Source organism: Collinsella aerofaciens (genome assembly GCF_005844325.1).
GTDB lineage: Bacteria > Actinomycetota > Coriobacteriia > Coriobacteriales > Coriobacteriaceae > Collinsella > Collinsella aerofaciens_G.
In genome coordinates this window covers 1-18472 of sequence record NZ_SPFY01000036.1, presented here as the reverse complement: position 1 = coordinate 18472, position 18472 = coordinate 1, and the positions used below count along the sequence as shown (strand labels likewise).

At 59.4% G+C, this 18472-nt stretch carries 18 protein-coding genes; 11 read left to right on the top strand and 7 right to left on the bottom strand.

The genetic code is table 11. The features are described from left to right. From FGQ61_RS08935 to FGQ61_RS08925, 3 genes are all read left to right on the top strand, one after another. A partial coding sequence (locus tag FGQ61_RS08935; protein WP_138375283.1) for a DUF4352 domain-containing protein occupies positions 1-436 on the top strand: 436 nt, incomplete at its 5' end. A 39-nt stretch (positions 437-475) separates the two neighbouring features. Beyond that, positions 476-898 (top strand): XRE family transcriptional regulator, encoded by a 423-nt coding sequence (locus FGQ61_RS08930; RefSeq protein ID WP_138375282.1) that lies wholly within the window; start codon positions 476-478, stop codon positions 896-898. A gap of 95 nt (positions 899-993) precedes the next feature. Then, positions 994-2385, top strand: coding sequence for a serine/threonine protein kinase (locus FGQ61_RS08925; RefSeq protein WP_138375281.1), 1392 nt, complete (start codon positions 994-996; stop codon positions 2383-2385). A 36-nt stretch (positions 2386-2421) separates the two neighbouring features. Here FGQ61_RS08925 and FGQ61_RS08920 read toward each other — a convergent pair whose 3' ends face one another. Then, a complete protein-coding gene (locus tag FGQ61_RS08920) occupies positions 2422-3555 on the bottom strand; it encodes a coiled-coil domain-containing protein (protein WP_138375280.1) in 1134 nt (377 codons plus the stop codon). Positions 3556-3789: 234 nt separating this feature from the next. Continuing rightward, positions 3790-4422 carry an MOSC domain-containing protein gene (locus FGQ61_RS08915; RefSeq protein ID WP_138375279.1) on the bottom strand — a complete coding sequence of 211 codons (633 nt, stop codon included), beginning with the start codon at positions 4420-4422 and terminating at the stop codon, positions 3790-3792. A 224-nt stretch (positions 4423-4646) separates the two neighbouring features. Here FGQ61_RS08915 and FGQ61_RS08910 point away from each other — a divergent pair, with 224 nt between their 5' ends. Then, positions 4647-5903 (top strand): carboxylate--amine ligase, encoded by a 1257-nt coding sequence (locus FGQ61_RS08910; protein WP_138375278.1) that lies wholly within the window; start codon positions 4647-4649, stop codon positions 5901-5903. Positions 5904-5987: 84 nt separating this feature from the next. Further along, a complete protein-coding gene (locus FGQ61_RS08905) occupies positions 5988-6734 on the top strand; it encodes an aspartate/glutamate racemase family protein (protein ID WP_138375277.1) in 747 nt (248 codons plus the stop codon). 124 nt (positions 6735-6858) lie between these two features. Here FGQ61_RS08905 and FGQ61_RS08900 read toward each other — a convergent pair whose 3' ends face one another. From FGQ61_RS08900 to FGQ61_RS08880, 5 genes are all read right to left on the bottom strand, one after another. Next, a complete protein-coding gene (locus FGQ61_RS08900) occupies positions 6859-7605 on the bottom strand; it encodes an energy-coupling factor transporter transmembrane component T family protein (protein ID WP_138375276.1) in 747 nt (248 codons plus the stop codon). Continuing rightward, entirely contained in the window at positions 7598-9349 is a 1752-nt protein-coding gene (locus FGQ61_RS08895; RefSeq protein WP_138375275.1) for an ABC transporter ATP-binding protein, read from the bottom strand. The genes FGQ61_RS08900 and FGQ61_RS08895 overlap by 8 nt, the downstream gene beginning before the upstream one ends. Before the next feature lie 212 nt (positions 9350-9561). Continuing rightward, positions 9562-10134 carry a hypothetical protein gene (locus tag FGQ61_RS08890; protein ID WP_138375274.1) on the bottom strand — a complete coding sequence of 191 codons (573 nt, stop codon included), beginning with the start codon at positions 10132-10134 and terminating at the stop codon, positions 9562-9564. Between the two features lie 400 nt (positions 10135-10534). Further along, positions 10535-12484, bottom strand: a complete 1950-nt coding sequence (locus tag FGQ61_RS08885; RefSeq protein WP_138375273.1) for a C69 family dipeptidase — start codon at positions 12482-12484, stop codon at positions 10535-10537. A 408-nt stretch (positions 12485-12892) separates the two neighbouring features. Further along, on the bottom strand, positions 12893-13810 hold the full coding sequence (locus FGQ61_RS08880; protein WP_138375272.1) for a diacylglycerol/lipid kinase family protein: 918 nt from the start codon (positions 13808-13810) through the stop codon (positions 12893-12895). 98 nt (positions 13811-13908) lie between these two features. Between FGQ61_RS08880 and rnd the strand changes: the two genes are divergently transcribed. The 6 genes from rnd (at position 13909) to FGQ61_RS08850 (ending at position 18448) form a co-directional block, all read left to right on the top strand. Next, the gene (rnd, locus tag FGQ61_RS08875) at positions 13909-15042 is read left to right on the top strand and encodes a ribonuclease D (protein WP_138375271.1); all 1134 of its coding nucleotides are present in this window, start codon (positions 13909-13911) and stop codon (positions 15040-15042) included. A gap of 64 nt (positions 15043-15106) precedes the next feature. Next, positions 15107-15811: a zinc metallopeptidase gene (locus FGQ61_RS08870; RefSeq protein ID WP_118081779.1), complete on the top strand. Its 705-nt coding sequence runs from the start codon at positions 15107-15109 to the stop codon at positions 15809-15811. A 115-nt stretch (positions 15812-15926) separates the two neighbouring features. After that, entirely contained in the window at positions 15927-17378 is a 1452-nt protein-coding gene (gene xseA / locus FGQ61_RS08865; RefSeq protein ID WP_324248788.1) for an exodeoxyribonuclease VII large subunit, read from the top strand. A gap of 41 nt (positions 17379-17419) precedes the next feature. Further along, positions 17420-17686 (top strand): exodeoxyribonuclease VII small subunit, encoded by a 267-nt coding sequence (xseB, locus tag FGQ61_RS08860; protein ID WP_006234311.1) that lies wholly within the window; start codon positions 17420-17422, stop codon positions 17684-17686. Between the two features lie 49 nt (positions 17687-17735). Next, on the top strand, positions 17736-18071 hold the full coding sequence (locus FGQ61_RS08855; protein WP_035137921.1) for a histidine triad nucleotide-binding protein: 336 nt from the start codon (positions 17736-17738) through the stop codon (positions 18069-18071). 41 nt (positions 18072-18112) lie between these two features. Then, entirely contained in the window at positions 18113-18448 is a 336-nt protein-coding gene (locus FGQ61_RS08850) for a LysR family transcriptional regulator (protein ID WP_138375270.1), read from the top strand. Positions 18449-18472 lie beyond the last annotated feature (24 nt).

Sequence of the window (18472 nt, the reverse complement as noted above, 5' to 3'; positions counted from 1 at the left end):
GGATTTAAACCGGGCTCAAACGAACATGCCTATTGACAATGGCTTTCTCATATTAAAAGAAGAGCAGCCCACGACTGACCTGGCTGTTGGCACAACCGTGACCACGGCCGCCGGCCTTTCCGTTGTCGTCGATTCCGTCCAGACAGGTCTTACCAATTATGACGGCTCGACTATGACGGGCATTCACGTCACGTACGTCAACAACGGCGATGAGGGCGCGGATTACAATGTCTACGACTGGAAGGGCGAGGACGCCAACGGTGCTCAGCAGAATCAGGGCTACTACAGCGAAGGCTCTGAAGAGCTGCAGTCGGGCACCCTTGCAGCCGGCGGTACTGTTGCGGGCAATATCTATTTTGACGGCGACATCAAAAAGGCTTTGTACTTTGCCAACATGTTTGATAAGTCTGCCACCGCAAGCTGGGTGTTGGCCTAGTATGTCGCTGCCGTTGCGTCGCATAGGGGGTGAAGCCGTATGCCCGATAAGAAGTTGACGGAGGAACTGCTCAATGAGTTGCTCGATGCGCCGAGTATCGACGGCTATATCAGGGAGCACGACTTTGCCGCCCCGTCGCTTTCGGACTACCTTAAGCAACTGCTGCAGGAAAAGGGCTTGGAGCGTTCGCGCGTGGTGCGTATGGCCGACCTCAACGAAACGTTTGGCTATCAGATTTTTACGGGCGCGCGCCACCCGAGTCGAAATAAAGTGCTGCAGATTGCATTCGCGATGGCGTTATCGATGAAGGAGACCAACCGCGCACTTACGGCTGCCGGGGCAAACGTCCTCAACTGCAAGGACCGTCGTGATGCGATTATCATCTTCTGCATCGATCGTGGCTGCAGCCTGCAAAAGGTCAATGAGGAGCTGTATCGCTTTGGCGAGGAGACGGTGAGTTAACGGCTGACTGTTGGTGGCAGGGCCGTCCGCTATATTTCAAACGTGCAGGGCACGGGTGCTACAGGGCGTCTGTGCCCTGCGCTATGATGGACGCTATGGATACTCAGAACCCAACATATTCCGATGATGAGCTGACTGCCGCGCTCGCCGAGCACCTGGCGTCGTTTGACCGCGATGACAGCTATCGCGTGGAACGCGTGCTAAAGCGCTCGGACGTTGAGACAACCGAACTCGTGTGCTTTGAGGGTTCTGGTGGAGGGTCGCTCGGCCCCTTTGTCCGCAAACGCATCGATGCTTCGGCCCAGATTGGCGGGGCATATGAGCGCCTGTTTGCGGCCCAGCGTGCCGGACGGCGTTTTGAGCACCTGCCCCGGATTGTCGATTGCCGCCGTGCGGGCGACGAGCTTGACGTGGTGATGGAATACATTGAAGGCGAGACGCTCGAGGCCTTGGTGGGACGTTTGGGTGCGACCCCCGATTATGCGCGCGGGTTGTTTCCGGCCCTGTGTGATGCGGTGGCAGAGCTCCATGCTGGATTTGGCGAGGTGGGGAAAGCGCCGGCTCCGATTATCCATCGCGACCTTAAACCTTCGAACATCATCGTGTCGGGCGTGAGATATGCCGCCGATGCCGGCATGACCTTCTCGTCGCTGGTGATTATTGACCTGGGAATCGCGCGCGCTTGGCGCGAAGGCGCCGATGCCGATACCGCCAAGTTTGGCACACGGCCCTACGCGCCGCCCGAGCAGTATGGGTTTGGGCAGACGAGTGTGCGAAGTGATGTGTATGCGCTGGGCGCCCTGCTGTTCTTCTGCTTGACAGGAGTCGATCCAAAACCGGGGATCGACATGCGCGAACAATGCGAGATGCGCGGCATTCCCGCTTCCCTGACCGATGTCATTTGCATGGCGATGGCTCTCGACCCGGCCAAGCGTTTTGCGAGCGCGGGGGCATTGGGACGGGCGACGCGCGCGGCATACGACCTGAGTTGCCCTGTGCGGCCTCCTGCGCCTGCGCCTGTGCCTGTGCCTGACTGTGCCCCGGCGTCAGAGACGGTATTAACGTCTCAAGAGCCCCGGGGTTCCACAGACCTTCCTAAGCTTGCCACCCCTGCTATGCCCGGCCTGCTTTCTCGCATTCCGGAGCCTCTGGGGCGCATTTGGAATACGCTTGTCTGCCTCTCGCTGCTTGTATTCTTTGCCGGAAGCCACTTTGCCGTCTTTCACCCCACCGGAGCAAACCAAAGCTATCCGACCTGGCTTCTTATAATCGAGTACTTTTTCTTTGTCGATGGCCTTATGGTGCTTATGCATTTTGCGCTGCTCGACAAGCGTCGCCTTCGTCGGCGATTCGCGCTGCTCGACAGCTATCGCGGCAAGAAGCTCGCGAAGCTCTGGCTCAAGGCATTGGGCGTGCTGCTCCTATGCATGATCGTCATAGTTGCGGTTGCCAATGCGACCGGTGTCGTTGACACCTCCACTGCCTAAAAGAAAAGGGCCCGTCGGGGCCCTTTACAGTTGCGCTTAGATGCGGTTCATCTGAGCGGCGACCTTGTTGTACCAGTCCTGCCATGTGGGCGGGCAGTACTTTTTGGCCGCTGCAGGGGTAAGGGTGGAGCCGTAGTTGGCGCCCAGATAGGCAACATGAGCGGAGATGCCCTCGCTCCAGCTGCCAAAGCTGCGCCAACCGCCGCCACGAGCGCTCCAGCCCCAGGCGTTGTAGGAATTAGCGCAATAAGTGCCCTTGGTGCTCTCGATGCAGGCGATGGCGGGGGACCAACGGGGGTCGACACCGGTATTCCAAGCGGCGACGGCAAAGTTATAGCCCTGGCCTGCCATGGGGGACCCGGCAAGATAATTATCGATGCGGCTCGTCCACTCATTAATGAACGAATCGTAATCGGAATTACCGGTATTGGCGTTGTTCACCGTGGTGTCGATGGTGGTGTTGGTGTTGGTGGCCTGACTGCTGGAATTGCTGCCGCTTACGCCCTCGCCCGAGAGCTTCTCGGCGGCAGCGGCCTTATCGGCCTCAAGCTTGGCGAGCTCGGCGGCATTTTCCTGCTCGGCTTTTGCCTGCGCCTCGCTGCGGAGCTGCTGGGCCTGCGCCAGCGAATCCTCGGCGTTTTTCTGTTCTGCCTCAAGCTGGGACTTGGCCTGCTGGAGCTCGGCCTTGTTCTGCTCGAGTTCGGTTTGCATGTTGTTGAGCTCTTCGATCTCATCGACGCTCGAGCTCGTGATCTGGTTGGTGTATTTGCAGGTGGTGATGAACTCACCCAGGCTCTGCGCGTTGACCAGGAAGCTCACGATGGGATTGGTGCCCTTCTGGTACTTGTACAGATCGCGCATGGCGGAGCTTGCCTTGGCCTGCTGCTCGGGAAGCTTGGCCTCGATTTCCTCGATGCTCGCCTCATCGGAGTCGATCTGCTTTTGCAGGTCGTCGAGTTTGGTGCGGGCATCGTTGTAGGCGCTCGTGGCGGCTTCGATTTTTTGCTGCGCGGCGGAAAGCTGATCCTGCGTTGCCTGCGAGGCGGCATATGCCGCAACGGGGGAGAGCATCGGCGTGGCAGTCAGTGCGACAGCGAGTGCGGCGCTCGTGATGATACGAGCTGGCTTCGACGCGATGAGCGCTGCGACGCGATGATTCGAATGCTGCATCCAATCCCTCTGCAATCAATCGTAGGTTATGGTTCGAACGGTATTCTACTACTGCTTTCGACCTCAACTTGAACCTTAAAGGTTCCAAAGGGTCAAGTTAAACTTGAGGCTTTGGCTTTGACCTGCAGTTATAGTGAATTGTTGAGAAACCATAGAGTTCAACTTTAACGTTACGGAACTCGGTCTGATCGCAGATTCACGCCTTAAGGGCTACTCCAACATGGGGTTTTGCACCTATAGGGTTTCCTCGCGGCGAGCCTGCTCAATTTCTTCGAGCGCCTCGGCTGGGGTGAAAGAACATGCGCCGTTGCCGAGCTTGACTGTCTGGATATCGTCTCCGACATGCACCTCTCCGCCTCGAAGCACCACACCGAAAATGCCCTCGTGGGGAAAGATGCAGTCGCCGGCGAGATGGTAGATAGCGCAGCGGGTGTGGCAGACTTTGCCGATCTGGCTGATCTCGACCAGAACGTCGTTGCCGATCTTGAGCTGTGTGCCCAGGGGGAGCGAAAGCAGGTTGATACCTTGTGTGGTGAAGTTCTCCCCAAAGTCGCCTTCGTGCACATCGAGCCCGCGATGCTGGGCAGTCTGGATTGATTCTGCGGCCAAAAACGAGACTTGGCGGTGCCAGTGCCCGGCGTGTGCATCGGAAGCGAGGCCAAACTGCTCAATGACGGTGTCGTGCCCATCGGAGACGGGTGACTTGCGTGTGCCTTTGTGCGCCGACGTGTTAATCGAAACGATGCGGGCGGGTGCTTCGTAGGCGTTGCTGGCGGTGCGTAGGGGAGCGATCGTCTGAGAACGTTCCGCCAGCTCGCGTTTTGCGGCGTCAAGGATGGGGTTGTCGGTCAGATGTTCTTGGGGCACGTGTGCGCCTTTCGCTTATGAGATTGACAATATGTTGAATCCTACAACAACGGTAGGTTCATTGCCCGTTGTCGTACAGCGGTGAGCGCCGTCTTTGCTCGAGTCTGATTCTCCGATTGCCATAGATACGGTGGAACTTTGGGTGCTGGCGGTTTGGCACGCTAGAATGAATCGGTTGCACTAAGACCGCCCGTTGTGCGGGCAGTTCATGATAGGAAGTTTCCATGGCATTGCAGTTTACAGAGCGCGAGTTCATTCCCGTGCTGCTCGGTGGCGACATCAACGCCTATTCGGTGGCGCGCGCCTTCTACGAAGAGTATCAGGTCAAGAGTCTGGTCTTTGGCAAGTATCAGACGGGCCCTGCGTATCGAAGCCAGATTATCGACTACACGCCCAATGTCGACATCGATACCATGCCCGTGATGCTCGAGACCGTCAACGGCATTGCCCAGGCGCATGCCGATAAGACGATCGTCCTGATGGGCTGCGGCGATAACTATGTTGCCCTGGTGGCCCAGGCAAAGGATGCCGATGAGCTGGCGGATAACATCGTTGCGCCCTATGCACCCTACAGCATGCTCGAGCAGTGCCAGAAGAAGGAGATCTTCTACGAGCTGTGCGAGAAGCATGGCGTGCCGTATCCGCACACCTTTACCTTTACTGCGCAGATGCTCAATGCGCAAGGCGAGGCGCCGGCCGAAGTGCTCGACCAGATCGACTTCCCGTTCCCGATGATCCTGAAGCCGTCCGACGGCATCATGTGGTGGCAGCATGAGTTCGAGGGCCAGAAGAAGGCTTATGAGATTGCCGATCGCGCCGAGCTGGAGCAGGTTATCCGTGACTCCTATGCCAGCGGCTACACCGACGACCTGATCTTGCAGGACCGCGTGCCCGGCAACGACGAGTACATGCGCGTGCTCACCAGCTATTCCGATCGCAACGGTAAGGTACGCATGATGTGCCTGGGCCACGTGCTGCTCGAGGAGCATCAGCCCCATGGCGTTGGCAACCATGCCTGTATCATCACCGAGCCCAATGACGAGCTTATGGGTGGCGTGCGCAAGCTGCTCGAGGACCTTCACTTTGTGGGCTATTCCAACTTTGACGTGAAGTATGACGAGCGCGATGGCTCGTTTAAGTTCTTCGACTTCAATACCCGTCAGGGCCGCAGCAACTACTATGTCACCAACAGCGGCTTTAACGTTGCCAAGTACGTGGTAGACGAGTATGTGTTCAACCGCCCGTTTGAGCCGGAGTTTGTGACGGCGCAGGACGAGGCGCTGTGGATGGTCGTCCCCATGGGTGTCGTCGACAAGTACGTCAAGGATCCCGAGCTGCGCGCTAAGGTGCATCGCCTGGATAGGGAGGGCAAGGGGGCCGACCCTTCGTTTATGAAGGGCGACTTTGTCTTTAACCGCTGGCTGCGCATGTGGCACACCAAGCTGCGTCACTTTAAGCTGTTCAAGACGTATTACAAGTAGACGAGTGCGGCGCCCGTCCGGTTTACATCGGGCGGGCGCGGGTATGATACGCGCAATTGCGCAAGCGTCACCAAGGAGGCGGCGATGGAAAAGCTGGGAGTTATCGGCGGCATGGGCGCCGAGGCCACGTCGTATTACTACGACCAGGTGGTGCGCCATACGGCCGCTACGTGCGACCAGGAACATATCGACATGGTGGTGCTTTCCAAGTCGACCATGCCCGACCGCACGCTGGCCATCAAGACCGGTGAGCATGCCGAGCTGCTGGCGACCATGAAGGAGTGCGCCCAGGCACTTGAGTCGCTGGGCTGTACGCACATCGCCATTCCCTGCAACACGTCACACTACTTCTACGACCAGATCCAGTCGTTTACGACGGTGCCGATTATCCACATGCCGCGCGAGTCGGTGCGCTATGCTCTGGCCGGTGCGGTGATGGGGGAGTGCGAGTTCGATCCCAACCTGAGCATGCCGGTAGAGCCGGTGCGCAAGATCGGCATCATGGGCACCGACGGAACCGTGGGTGCGGGCGTCTATGGGCGCGAATGCGAGGCTGTGGGCGTCGAGGTTGTCTACCCCAGCGAGAAGCGTCAGGCCGATGTGATGTCGCTGATCTATGATGACGTGAAGGCCGGACGCGAGCCCGATATGGACAAGTTCGACCGCGTGATGTGGGAGTTCGCCCGCAGCGGCTGCGATCGCGTCATTTTGGCTTGCACGGAGCTCTCAGTGTTGCAGAAGTACCGCGAGATGCCCGAGATTACCCTCGACGCCATGGACGTCTTGGTGCGTGAATCCATCATTCGCAGCGGCGCTCCCTACCGCCTCTAGCCCCATGCCTACCAAAAAGGGACAGGTTTATTTTGGTAGGTTTTATCTGGGGAAACAGTAAAGGCCTCGGCTCGTTTGGTCGAGCCGAGGCCTTTTGCATTAGGCGGTTGGTGCTGACGATGAGCTAGAACAGGAAACCGAGGACAATGAGGGCGGCGCTGATGGCGATCACGGCGACATCCAGACCCTTGATGGGATAGCGCTTGTACGAGCTGGCGCGCGTGCGCAGATAAAAGCCGCGCTGCTCGGCGGCAAGCGCGGTGGCGTCGGTCTTGCCCACGCTCGAGATAAGCAGCGGCACGCACAACGGCAGCATGAGTTTGAGCTTCTTGATGGGGTTCTTGGTGTCGTACTCGACGCCGCGCGCGGTCTGCGCCTCCATGATGGCATTCATCTCTTGGCCAAACACCGGCACAAAACGCAGTGCCGTGGTAAAGGTGAAGGCGTAGCGATACGGTACGTGCAGTACCTCGACGCAGGCGTTGGCAAGGTCGTTGAGCTTGGTCACCATGAGCATGAGGATGAGTGGCAACGCTACGCCCAGCAGGCGGAGGCAGGCCTTCGATCCAGTGATAAGGCCCGTGTCGGTGATAAAGCCCCACACCACATTGCCGTCGCGCATAAATGCCAACTGCAGCACCAGCATGATGAGCGCGAGCGGAATCAGCAGCTTGAGCAGCGAGAACAGGCGATTGACGACGCCGGCGTAGGCGCCCAGCGCAAGGGTGAGTGCCAAAAAGCCTAACAGCGCCACATAGGTGTCGGACAAAAAGATGCCGATGATGATGGCGGCGGCGAGGCCCAGCTTGACGACGGGGTTCAGGCGATGCAACAGCGTGTCGCCCGGCATATAGTCGATGACGTTAACCACGACGGACCATCTCCTTGGTAATGCGAACGATATCGGTAACCTCGCTCACCTGCGCAAAAGCGGGGGAGACGGAGGATGCCAAGCGGCGCGAGAGTTCAATGACCTGGGGCGGCTCCACGTAGGCACGCTGCATGAGCTTAATATTCGAGAACAGCTCGTGTGTGCGTCCGCGGTCGAGGATACGGCCGTCGGCCATCACAACGATGCGCTCGGCAAAGTCGGAAACGACTTCCATATCGTGGCAGACCATGATCACGGCGCAGCCGCGCTCTGCCATGGTGCGCACCGTTTCCATGACGGTCATGCACTCGCGGTAGTCAAGGCCGCTCGTGGGCTCGTCGAGCACTACGATCTTGGGCTCAACCACTACGACGGAGGCGAGCGCCACCATTTGTCGCTGGCCGCGCGAAAGCGAGAAAGGCGCCTCGTCGGCGGGCAGGCCAAAGCGGTCGATGACGAGCTGGGCACGACGCAGGGCCTCGGCGCGGTCGATGCCGGCAAGCTCCAGGCCAAAAGCGACCTCGTCGAGCACGGTATCCTTGCAGATCTGGCGGTCGGGGTTTTGGAAGAGCGTTGCGACCTCGCGGGCGATGCGGCTCGTGGGGACCGCAGCGGTGTCCAGGCCCGTAACGCGCACGCTGCCCGAGGCAGGCTTAAGCAGGCCCGTGAGCAACTTGGTGAGCGTAGTCTTGCCGGCGCCGTTTTGGCCGACGATGCCCACGAGCTCGCCGGGGTAGAGCGTCAGGTTAAGGTCGTGTACGGCGGCGCCGCCATTGGGATAGGCAAACTCAACGTGATCGAAGGTGAGCACGGGCTCGGCGTCCTTGGCGTGCGGACGCAACGATGGGGCATGCGGGGAGCCTGCGGGCGCTTGGGCGTCGCTGGCAGCATGTGCGGGGTCGACGATGCCCGAAATCAGGCGCTCGGCCTCATCGACATCTAAGCAAGGGGTGCCGCTTGCCAGACCATCGGCCTCAAGGCTGTTAAAGATGCGTGTGACGCGGGGGCAGTCGACGCCGATGGCGCGGAGCTCGTCGGTGTGCGCAAAGACCTCGTGCGGCTCGCCCTGTAGCGCGATTTCGCCATGGTTGAGCACGAGCACGCGGTTGCAGTACTCCGAGAGCAGGGCGACCTTTTGCTCAACGACGACGATGGTGATTCCAAGTGTGCGGTTTGCCTCACGCAGCGTCTCGAAGACCAGCGTGGAGCTGGCGGGGTCGAGTGCCGCGGTGGGCTCGTCGAGAACCAAGACGCGCGGACGCATGGCGAGGATGGCGGCGATGGCCACCTTTTGCTTCTGTCCGCCCGAGAGGGTGGCGATCTCGCGGTCACGCAGGTCGCTGATGCCGACGGTCTCGAGCGTTTCGCTCAAGCGCTGCTCGATCTTGTCGTGGGGAACGCCAAAGTTCTCGAGGCCAAAGAGCATCTCGTCCTCGACGATCGAAGCGACCATCTGCGTGTCGATATCCTGCAGCACGCTGCCGACGATTTGCGACACGTCGGTCAGCGAGACCTCGCAGGTGTCGTGGCCGTCAACCATGACGGACCCAAAGAACGTGCCGGTGTAGTGGTGGGGCACGGCACCTGACAGGCAGGCGGCAAGCGTGGACTTGCCGGCGCCCGAGGGCCCGATGATGCCGATGAAATCTCCCTTGTTCACGCTGAGCGAAATGTGGCTGAGCGTCTGCTCGGTCTGCGTGCCATAGGAGAACGAGACATCGTCGACGTTGATGATCGTTTCCATGGATACCTTTCATAGTCATTGGGGACGTTCTTAAATGACCAGTCTTTTAAGAACGTCCCCAAAAGCTCGTTGTTTGGGACAGTCTTTGGTGGTGAAGCACGGAGACGGCTTTACGAGGGGCCCCAGGTTGGCGCGAAAGAGGAGCGAAGCGTACTTGAGTACGCGAGCGACGAATTAACGCCAAGATGGGGTGGCTCGTAAAGCCGAGCGGGTTAGTTGAGCCTAAGGGCCTTCTGGATGGGCAGGTAGAGGGCGCCGACCAGAATGGCGTTAAAGACGGCGGTCATGGCAACGACGGGCAGCATGGCGGCGGCGAGCTCGCCTACCACGCCGAGCATGGCCATCTTGATGACCATGAAGATGACGCCGGAGGCAAATGTGGTCAGGAAGGTTGCGACAATGGCGATGGCGGGCTTGATTTGACCGTTCTTGCCGGCGGCGTTGACGATGCCGGCCATGAGCATGGTGGCGATGCCCTCGGCGGCAAAATCGACGAACGGCGAAGTGGTGGTGATCTGGATCACGGCAGCCGAGATGAGGCCGATGACGAGCGCCTGGCCGATGTTGGGGCGAACAACCAGGATGGTGAGGCAGAAGGCCGAGATGATGAACTCGGGGCTGATCATGCCGCCCGAGATGCCCGAGATGGCCTTGCCGACGGTGAAGTTGAGGATGAAGCCGGCGGCGAGCAGGATGGCAAGCAGGACGAGGGCGCGGACATCGAGTTTGCCACGGTCGGCGGTCTGGACGGTGCGGGGCTGGGTGGCGGTGGTGTTCTGAGACATGGTGAAAATCCTTTTGGAATGGGAGTGCAAGAGAAAAGCGGAGGCGCGTGATGCGAATGCGATCGGGCTCGAGATAGAAAAAGGCCCCCGGTCGAAACCGGAGGCCTTCCAATCACCTAGAGCGCAAAAACAGGCGTGAGGGACTCACTGTCGACCGATCGTATTCGCATCACGCCACCACCAGTTGTTAAGAGACTTCATCGTGTTCTTCATGTCGGTGGCTCCTTTCGTGATGCCATGGCGCGGTCGCACCTAGTTGCTGTTGCGCTGCACTATAACACAGCAAAGTGTGTGCGGGGAAATCTTTTTTGAAAAGATTTCAGGCGGGTTTCCCGCCGGTCAAAAGAGCGGGCTGAGCGGGCGAGGCTGCCATTGCTGCCTCGCCCGCACAGCTAGGACGTTACTCCTTATTGCGACGGTAGAGGAAGTAACCGCCCGCGGAGATGACGGCAACGCCAGCGATGGCGAATGCGGCCACCATGCGGCCATCAAAACGATCGCCAGTGGTGGGCAGGCCGCCCTTGGTGTTCGTCTTGTTAGTGGTTACCGTGGTCGTGGTGTCGGACTTGCCAGGCTTCTCAGGCTTGGCGGCCGGCTGCTCGGGCTTAGCGGGCTGCTCGGGCTTAGCGGGCTGCTCGGGAGTGCCAGGCTGCTCAGGAGTGCCGGGCTGATCCGGGGTGACCGGATCGGTGGCAAGAGCATCCTTGGCGTAGGTGATGGACACCTTGAGGCCGTTGGTCTCGGTGTTCAGGTCGCTTGGGGTAAAGGGCTGGTCGAAGTTTTCGGCCTTCTGATAGGCGCGCATCTCCTGGAGCAGTGCCTTGCACTTCTTGTAGGTGTTCTCGGTAGCAGCCTTGCCGGCCTTGTTGGCCAGGGCGGTGCGGCCCTCGGTGGTCGTCTCGGCCAGCATGGCGGCGTCAACTTCCTTGTTCTGCTCGATAAGCTCGTTCTGGAGCGCATCGAGGTAGGCACGGACGCTGACACCAAGGGTGTCAGGGTTCTCGAAGCAGAGCGAGCTGATGTCCATGAGGACGTAGTTGATTGAGTTCTCGGGCTCCTCGTTGTACACGACGTCAGTCTGGTTGCAGTGATCGAAGGAGACGGTCTGATCGCTGAAGTACGGGCTGACCTCAGTTATCAGAGCGGAGTACAACGGGATGGCGACGGAGTACGCGGCGCGGGAGAGCATTTCCCACTGGATGGTAGCGACTTCGGGGTCATACCCGCGACGAATCTGGAAGAGGTTGATCTCGGTGTTGCGCTCGCTGCCGATGCAATAAACACCATCAGTGTTCGCGTTGAGGCCAGGGACGTTCTCGCCGCGGTTGCCAAAGGCACGAATCAGCTCAAAGGTGCTCCAGCCAGACTTGCCAGGCCTGAAGAACAGGGGCTGGATTTCGCTGACCATGGCTCCCTTTTGGTCAGGTTTTCCATCCTTCTTTACTGTGATAATGTCGTAATCTGTGCCTTCGGTCAGCTGACTACCAAAATAATCGCGGCCTTGCACATAGCGGGACCACTGGTTTACGCCGGAATCGGCGAGGCTTTCGCCATACGTTTGGGCGACATCGAATTTGCCGTCAGCGGAGTATTTGGCGAAGCCCTTCTCCACGGGCATGGACTCGATGCCCTCGGAGTGTAGGCAGTTCTCGGGGTCATCAAGGTCGACATCGTAGTTGAGGCTCCCGATATTAGGGTTGAGCGACGCGACGTCGTCAGCGAGCTTCATGGCGATCCACTGATGGGCGGAAAGTGTGGCGAACAGCCAGGTCTCGTTGTTGTCGGCGATGATGATCTGGTCGTTGGTGCAGACGCCTTGATCATCGATCAGTCTGCCGAGAAGCTCGACGCCCTCGCGGGCCGTGGCGCTCTCGCCCAGGATGATGCTGCCGTAACTGTACTCGCCCAGACCCACTTTCTCATCGATGCGGTCTGCTGCATCGGCCTCCTCGTTATAGGAAGTGCTTAGCGTGGCAGAGCAGGAGACGCCCTTCTCGTTGATTCCGGCCTCGGAATAGGCGTCGGTGCGACCCATCCAGTTGGAGGGGTGGTCGCGTACATAGCTGTAACGATAGGTAGGCTTGTTCGAAGTGTATTCAAAAGCAGATTCAATCGAGCTGTACTTAAAGCCAGGTTCGTGGGCAGGTTCGATGCCGTAGTGCTTAAGATAGCGCTTGCCAAAGTCCTCGGCGCGGCCGTAGTACGTATTGCCGTCGGCCGTATAGTTTTTGCCCATGTATATCTGCGTGCAGGCGAGCGCGGATGTCGGCATGGACATGATGGTTGCAGCTCCAAAGGCGAGGCCTATGCCTAGCTTCTTGAGCGCGTTGACGGGGTGAGTTTTCCTCATTTTCCCTCCCAGCGTGCGAAAGCCCTCTGTCGCCAGAGGGCTTCAGCCAATAAAGACACCCCATTAGCGTAACGAACTGGAAACAATATTCATCTATGAAAGACACTTACTCGATAAGCGTGATGAAATATGCGACGAGCGGTTAATTGTACTCAGTTTGTAGCTTTACTTTAATAAAGACGCCCTGTAATTACTGTAGCCGAATAAAGTAGCTGGGAATGCCTGAAATGAAAATCCCCTGCTGTTTGGCAAATGCATAAACAGCAGGGGAGACGATAATTGGATGAATATCATACCAATGTGGAATTACTTCTTCCGGCGGTGGATCACGTTGATCGCATAGCCGACGAGCATGGCCAAAACGATGATGATAAAGCCGAGCAGGGGATTGTCGTTCATAGGGTCCTCCTATTTTCCGAGCGGGGAGAATTCGTCGACGATGAGGTCGAGGCATTGCGGAAGCGCGCGGGCTCCAAAGACGCCCGAATTGCTGGAGATAATCTCGCCATCGAACTGCATGCCCAGCGACGGGGTGCAGGTGATCTTGGCTTCCTTGGTCTGGATGATCTTGAACTGCGGGCGCCCGAGTACCTTGCCGGCGGGGTCGAGCGCGGCGGTGATTACCGTGGGGAGCAACTGCACCGTGCGCACGGGCTCAATAACGACGATGTCGACCATGCCGTCGTTCATACGGCAGTTGGGGAACAGGTTGATGTCGTTTTGGATGACAGACGTGTTGCCCGCCATGCAGCAGATGCCGTCGAGCTCCTCAACAATGCCATCATGCTCAATGGTAAAGTGCGCCACCGTGGGGTTGGGCGTGGCGAGAGCGGAGAGGAAGTAGGCGATCTCGCCGATGTCGTTTTTGGTGGGGGCGGCCTTCATCATGATCTCGGCGTCAAAGCCCGAACCGGCGATGATGATAAAGCCATGGCGCTTTTCGTTGCCGTTCTCGTCGAGCCAAAAGAGCTCGCCCATGTCTACTTTGACCGTGCGGCCGGCGCGACATGCCTTGGCAAGCGCCGCTGCCTCGGGGGCATTGCCGATGTTGTTAAAGAACAGGCAGGCCGTGCCGGAGGGGAAAACGAGCGTGGGGACGCCGCAGCCGCGCATCTGGTCGAGCACGTTGGAGACGGTGCCGTCGCCGCCCGAGACGACCACGCGGTCGAACTCGCGAACGTCTGCCACGGCGTCCTCGGGCTCCATGCCATCGCCGATAAAGCGCATCACGACTTCGTCGCCGCCCTGTGCAAGGGCGTGCGTGAATGCGTAGATTTCATCTGAGCTGGGGCCCGATGCCGGGTTGTGGATGATAAGGCAGCGCATACTTACGTTCCCGTTCTGTGACTAACCGAGTATAGTTGTAAGGCAATGCCGATATCCTACCCGTGTTTTTCGGGCCTAACCTTATTCGATGGGTTGATATGTACATTTCCACACATCAGGCTCTACTCGACTTTTGCCAGCGCGCCCGTGAGTTCGACGCGATTGCCGTCGATACCGAGTTTTTGCGCGAGCGCACGTTCCATCCGCGTCTGTGTTTGGTTCAGATTGCCACCCCTGCCGAGAGTGTAGCGGTCGATCCGCTGGTGATCGACGACCTGTCGCCGCTTGCCGAGCTTATGGCCGACGAGGGCGTGGTCAAGGTATTCCATGCTTGCTCACAGGACATGGAAGTTATGCTCCATACCGTGGGCGCACTGCCGCGACCGATTTTTGACACGCAGGTTGCCGCCGCCTTTTTGGGCGAGCGCCAGCAGATTTCGTATGGTGCGCTCGTTCAGACGTTCTGCGGCGTATCACTGCCCAAGACCGAGTCGCTGACCGATTGGTCGCGCCGCCCGCTGAGCGATAAGCAGATCGAGTACGCGATCGATGACGTCAAGTACTTAATCGTCGCCTATACCGAGATGATGAGCCGCCTGCGTGAGCTGGGCCGCGTGGACTGGGTGCTCGACGAGTTGCGTCCTTTGGCCGACGAGTCGCACTACCGCGCCGACCGCCATGAGGCATTCCGCAAGGTCAAACGCATCAACTCGTGTAGCCGCCATCAGCTGGGCATTGCGCGCGAGCTTGCCGCTTGGCGCGAGGACCGCGCCGAGCGTCGCAACATCCCGCGCAAGTGGGTCATGTCCGACGATACGCTGCTGGCCCTGGTTAAGCGCAATCCCGTGCGTGTCGAGGAGTTCCGTAGCATCCGCGGTACCGACCAGCTGGGGGAGCGCGACGTGGATGGCGCGTTGATGGCCATCAAGCGCGGCGCAAGCTGTCCGCACGATCGCCTGCCGCTCATGGTGCGCGGGCATCGCCAGATTTCGCCGGAGCTTGAGAGCGTGACGGATCTCATGTACGCGCTCATCCGCCTGGTTGCCGAGCGCTCGGGCGTGGCGACCTCGGTCATTGCCTCGCGCGATGACCTGGCCGACTACATTGAGCATCCCGAGCAAAGCCCCCTGCGCGAAGGCTGGCGCTTTGAGCTCGTGGGTTCGCGTCTGGACGATCTGCTTTCCGGCAATATGGGACTCACCGTGAAGGACGGAAAGATTGAGCTCCTGTAGGGAAGCCTAGCCGCTTGAGTGGGTAGAATGCCTCCAACGTGTAATTCGATTCGGAGGAATTCGCATGCCCTATTACTATGGTTACGGCTTTGGCATCGACCCGCTGTACCTGCTGGTTGTCCTTGTTTGTACGGTGCTTGGTCTTGCGGCGCAGAGCTATATCAACTCGACGTACAAGACCTGGTCCAAGGTTCGCTCGGACGGCGACACGGGTGCCACGGTCGCTCGCCGCATGCTCGACGCCAACGGTTGCAACGCCGTGGGTATCAAGGGCGTTGCCGGTGAGCTCACCGACCACTACAACCCGCAGGATAACAACCTGTATCTCTCGGACGCTAACCGTTCGGGCGGATCGGTCGCAAGCGTTGCAGTGGCCTGCCACGAGGCGGGTCATGCCGCCCAGCGTCAGAGCGGTTACGCCATGATGAAGGTTCGCACCGCCCTGGTCCCGGTCGTCAACTTTACCCAGAACACCTGGACCATCGTGTTGCTCTTGGGCCTGTTTATGAACATCGCCGGGCTCACGACCCTCGCATTGATCTTCTTCTCGTTTAGTGTGCTGTTCCAACTCGTTACGTTGCCTGTCGAGATCGATGCCAGTCGCCGCGCCGTGGCGTATATCGAGCAGTCGGGCATGAGTTCCAAGCAGGTCAACGGTGCCAAGAAGGTGCTGACGGCAGCCGCGCTCACCTACGTGGCGGCGGCGCTCACCTCGATTATTCAGCTGCTCTACCTGATGGCCCGCTACAACAGAAACTCCAACCGATAACAAATTGGCTTGACAGGCGCCGCGGAGATTCTTGTCCCCGCGGCGCTGTACTATGTGTTGGACTTGAATCTGCGCAGGGTCGAAGCCCTTGTGCTCGATAGCGAAAGGAGGCTGCGTGGCAGGCTGGAATCTAACCGGCAATGCCGTTTCCGCCGAGTTCGACGGTTCGGACGATCAGGAGCGCAAGGAGCTCAGCGTGAGCCAGGCAGTGGAGATCGCCGCCGGTGCGCTCGATGCCATTCCGCAGCTGAGCGTTCTGGGCGAGGTCACAGGTTTTCGTGGTCCTAACGCCCGAAGCGGTCACTGCTACTTCCAGATCAAGGACGACTTGGCCGCCGTCGACTGCATTATCTGGAAGGGCGCCTACCTTAAGCGCACCTTCGACTTGCGCGATGGCATGCAGGTGAGCTTTAAGGGCAGCTTCAATCTCTATAAGGCCACGGGCCGCATGAGCTTTGTCGCTCGCTCATTTTCGCTGGCGGGCGAGGGTCTGCTGCGTCAACAAGTGGCGCAACTGGCCGAAAAGCTACGCCGCGAGGGCCTGATGGACGAAGCGCGCAAGCGCCGCATCCCGGTGTTCTGCTCCCGCGTGGCGGTCGTTACCTCGCTTTCGGGTGCCGTAATCGACGACGTCAAGCGCACATTGCGTCGTCGCAACCCGCTCGTCGAGCTCGTCTGCGTGGGCGCTAAGGTTCAAGGCGAGGGTGCGCCGGCCGAGCTTATTGAGGGCCTGCGCCGTGCCGCCGCAATCACGCCGGCGCCCGACTGCATCTTGCTGGTGCGCGGCGGCGGCTCCTTTGAGGACCTCATGACCTTCAACGACGAGGAGCTTGCCCGTGCGGTGGCTGCCTGTCCCGTGCCCGTGGTGACCGGTATCGGCCATGAGCCCGATACCTCGATTTGCGACATGGTGAGCGACCGCCGCGCCTCCACGCCCACGGCGGCGGCAGAATCGGTGGCGCCGGCTATGACGGAGTTGGCCGATGTGCTCGAGGCACGCCATCAGCGTCTGGGTGCCGCGATGGCATCGATGATTGGGTCGGCCCAGGTCGACCTGGAGATGCTCGATCAGCGCGGTCGCCGTGCCTGGGATACCTATACGGCCCGCTTGGGCGATGCGCTCGATGCGGCTGCATGCCGCCCGTGCCTCAACGACCCCACATTTATGGTCGAGCGTCGCGAATCGGAGCTTGCGCTGACCGCCGATCGCCTGTCGGGTGCCATAGTACGCTCGGTCGGAGCTTTCCGATCCAGCTTTGAACGCTTGCCCGAGCGTCTGGTTGCAAGCACCTCGGGGCTCGATGGCAAACGCCATGCGCTCACGCTTGCGAGTTCCCGTCTGGAGCATCAGGGACGTACGATGCTCGGCAAGCCCGCGTCCGACCTGGGCCGAGCTGCCGCGTCGCTCGATGCCCTGTCGCCGCTCAAGGTGCTTGCCCGTGGCTATTCCATCGCGTACAGCGATGATGGGGTGGCTACGAGTGCCAAGACCTTTAAGCCCGGCGACGCCATTCGCGTGCGCATGGCAGACGGCAACGTGGCGGCAACGGTCGATACAGTCGAGTAGTCCGCGTTTCATAGCGAAAACCTTTAGGAAAGGAAACAGATATGGCAGAGAAGACCCCGGTCGAGCAGCTTACGTACAAGCAGGCCTCGCAGGAACTGGAGCTCATCATCCGCAGCTTGGAGTCGGGCGATATGGAGCTCGAGGAGTCGCTCGAGAGCTATACCCGCGGCGTTGAGCTTCTAAAAAGCCTGCGCACCCGCCTGTCCGATGCCGAGCAGAAGGTCTCGGTGCTCCTTAAGGATGTCGACGGCAACGACGTGCTCGCCGACGGCGAGGCCGCCAACACCGACGACAACCTCTCGTTCTAACCATCCCGACCAAATATAATTGCCTTGGTCTGTGAGAAAGGAACCAACCATGTGCGATTGCATCTTCTGCAAAATTGCCAACCACGAGATCCCCTCGACCGTTGTCTATGAGGACGACCAGGTCATCGCCTTCGACGACCTCAATCCCCAGGCGCCGGTCCATACGCTCGTGATTCCCAAGAAACACTACAGTGACATCGCCGACAACGTACCGGCCGAGACCATGGGCGCCATGGCTCACGCCATCCAGGAGGTCGCTAAGGCCAAGGGCTTGGAGGACGGTTTCCGCGTCATCTCCAACAAGGGCGTCAACGCCGGCCAGACCGTCATGCACTTCCACATGCACGTCCTCGGCGGCAAGAACCTGGGCGAGAACCTCATCTGAGGACGCACAGCCTGTCGCCTTGGCTGCCTTTGGAGTAACCTATGCAGCTTTCTCAACTCGAATACCTTCAAGCGGTAGCGAACTACGGCGGCGTGCGCAAAGCGGCTCGCGCCGTTCACGTGAGCCCACAGGCCGTTTCGTCGGCAATCAAAAAGTTGGAATCTGAGTATCAGATTGTTTTGCTCGACCGATCGGCGGGGGAGGCTGTTTTGTCTCCGGCGGGCAGAGAATTTGCGCGTCGTGCACGCGTGATCCTGGCACAAGTCGACGATCTCAAAAAGTACACCCAATCGGGGAACGGCGGCGTTTCGCCCGACGGTCACTTTCGTCTTTACGCCCCCTGTCTTGAACTGCACCCCAAAACCTGGACGGCTTAAATAAGAACTACGCCGCAAGGGACT

Bases quoted from the DNA above. Each gene is read 5' to 3' on its own strand.
- FGQ61_RS08930 (WP_138375282.1), top strand. From the start codon at position 476: ATGCCCGATAAGAAGTTGACGGAGGAACTGCTCAATGAGTTGCTCGAT.
- FGQ61_RS08925 (WP_138375281.1), top strand. From the start codon at position 994: ATGGATACTCAGAACCCAACATATTCCGATGATGAGCTGACTGCCGCG.
- FGQ61_RS08920 (WP_138375280.1), bottom strand. From the start codon at position 3,555: ATGCAGCATTCGAATCATCGCGTCGCAGCGCTCATCGCGTCGAAGCCA.
- FGQ61_RS08910 (WP_138375278.1), top strand. From the start codon at position 4,647: ATGGCATTGCAGTTTACAGAGCGCGAGTTCATTCCCGTGCTGCTCGGT.
- FGQ61_RS08905 (WP_138375277.1), top strand. From the start codon at position 5,988: ATGGAAAAGCTGGGAGTTATCGGCGGCATGGGCGCCGAGGCCACGTCG.
- FGQ61_RS08895 (WP_138375275.1), bottom strand. From the start codon at position 9,349: ATGGAAACGATCATCAACGTCGACGATGTCTCGTTCTCCTATGGCACG.
- FGQ61_RS08890 (WP_138375274.1), bottom strand. From the start codon at position 10,134: ATGTCTCAGAACACCACCGCCACCCAGCCCCGCACCGTCCAGACCGCC.
- FGQ61_RS08885 (WP_138375273.1), bottom strand. From the start codon at position 12,484: ATGAGGAAAACTCACCCCGTCAACGCGCTCAAGAAGCTAGGCATAGGC.
- FGQ61_RS08880 (WP_138375272.1), bottom strand. From the start codon at position 13,810: ATGCGCTGCCTTATCATCCACAACCCGGCATCGGGCCCCAGCTCAGAT.
- rnd (WP_138375271.1), top strand. From the start codon at position 13,909: ATGTACATTTCCACACATCAGGCTCTACTCGACTTTTGCCAGCGCGCC.
- FGQ61_RS08870 (WP_118081779.1), top strand. From the start codon at position 15,107: ATGCCCTATTACTATGGTTACGGCTTTGGCATCGACCCGCTGTACCTG.
- xseB (WP_006234311.1), top strand. From the start codon at position 17,420: ATGGCAGAGAAGACCCCGGTCGAGCAGCTTACGTACAAGCAGGCCTCG.
- FGQ61_RS08855 (WP_035137921.1), top strand. From the start codon at position 17,736: ATGTGCGATTGCATCTTCTGCAAAATTGCCAACCACGAGATCCCCTCG.
- FGQ61_RS08850 (WP_138375270.1), top strand. From the start codon at position 18,113: ATGCAGCTTTCTCAACTCGAATACCTTCAAGCGGTAGCGAACTACGGC.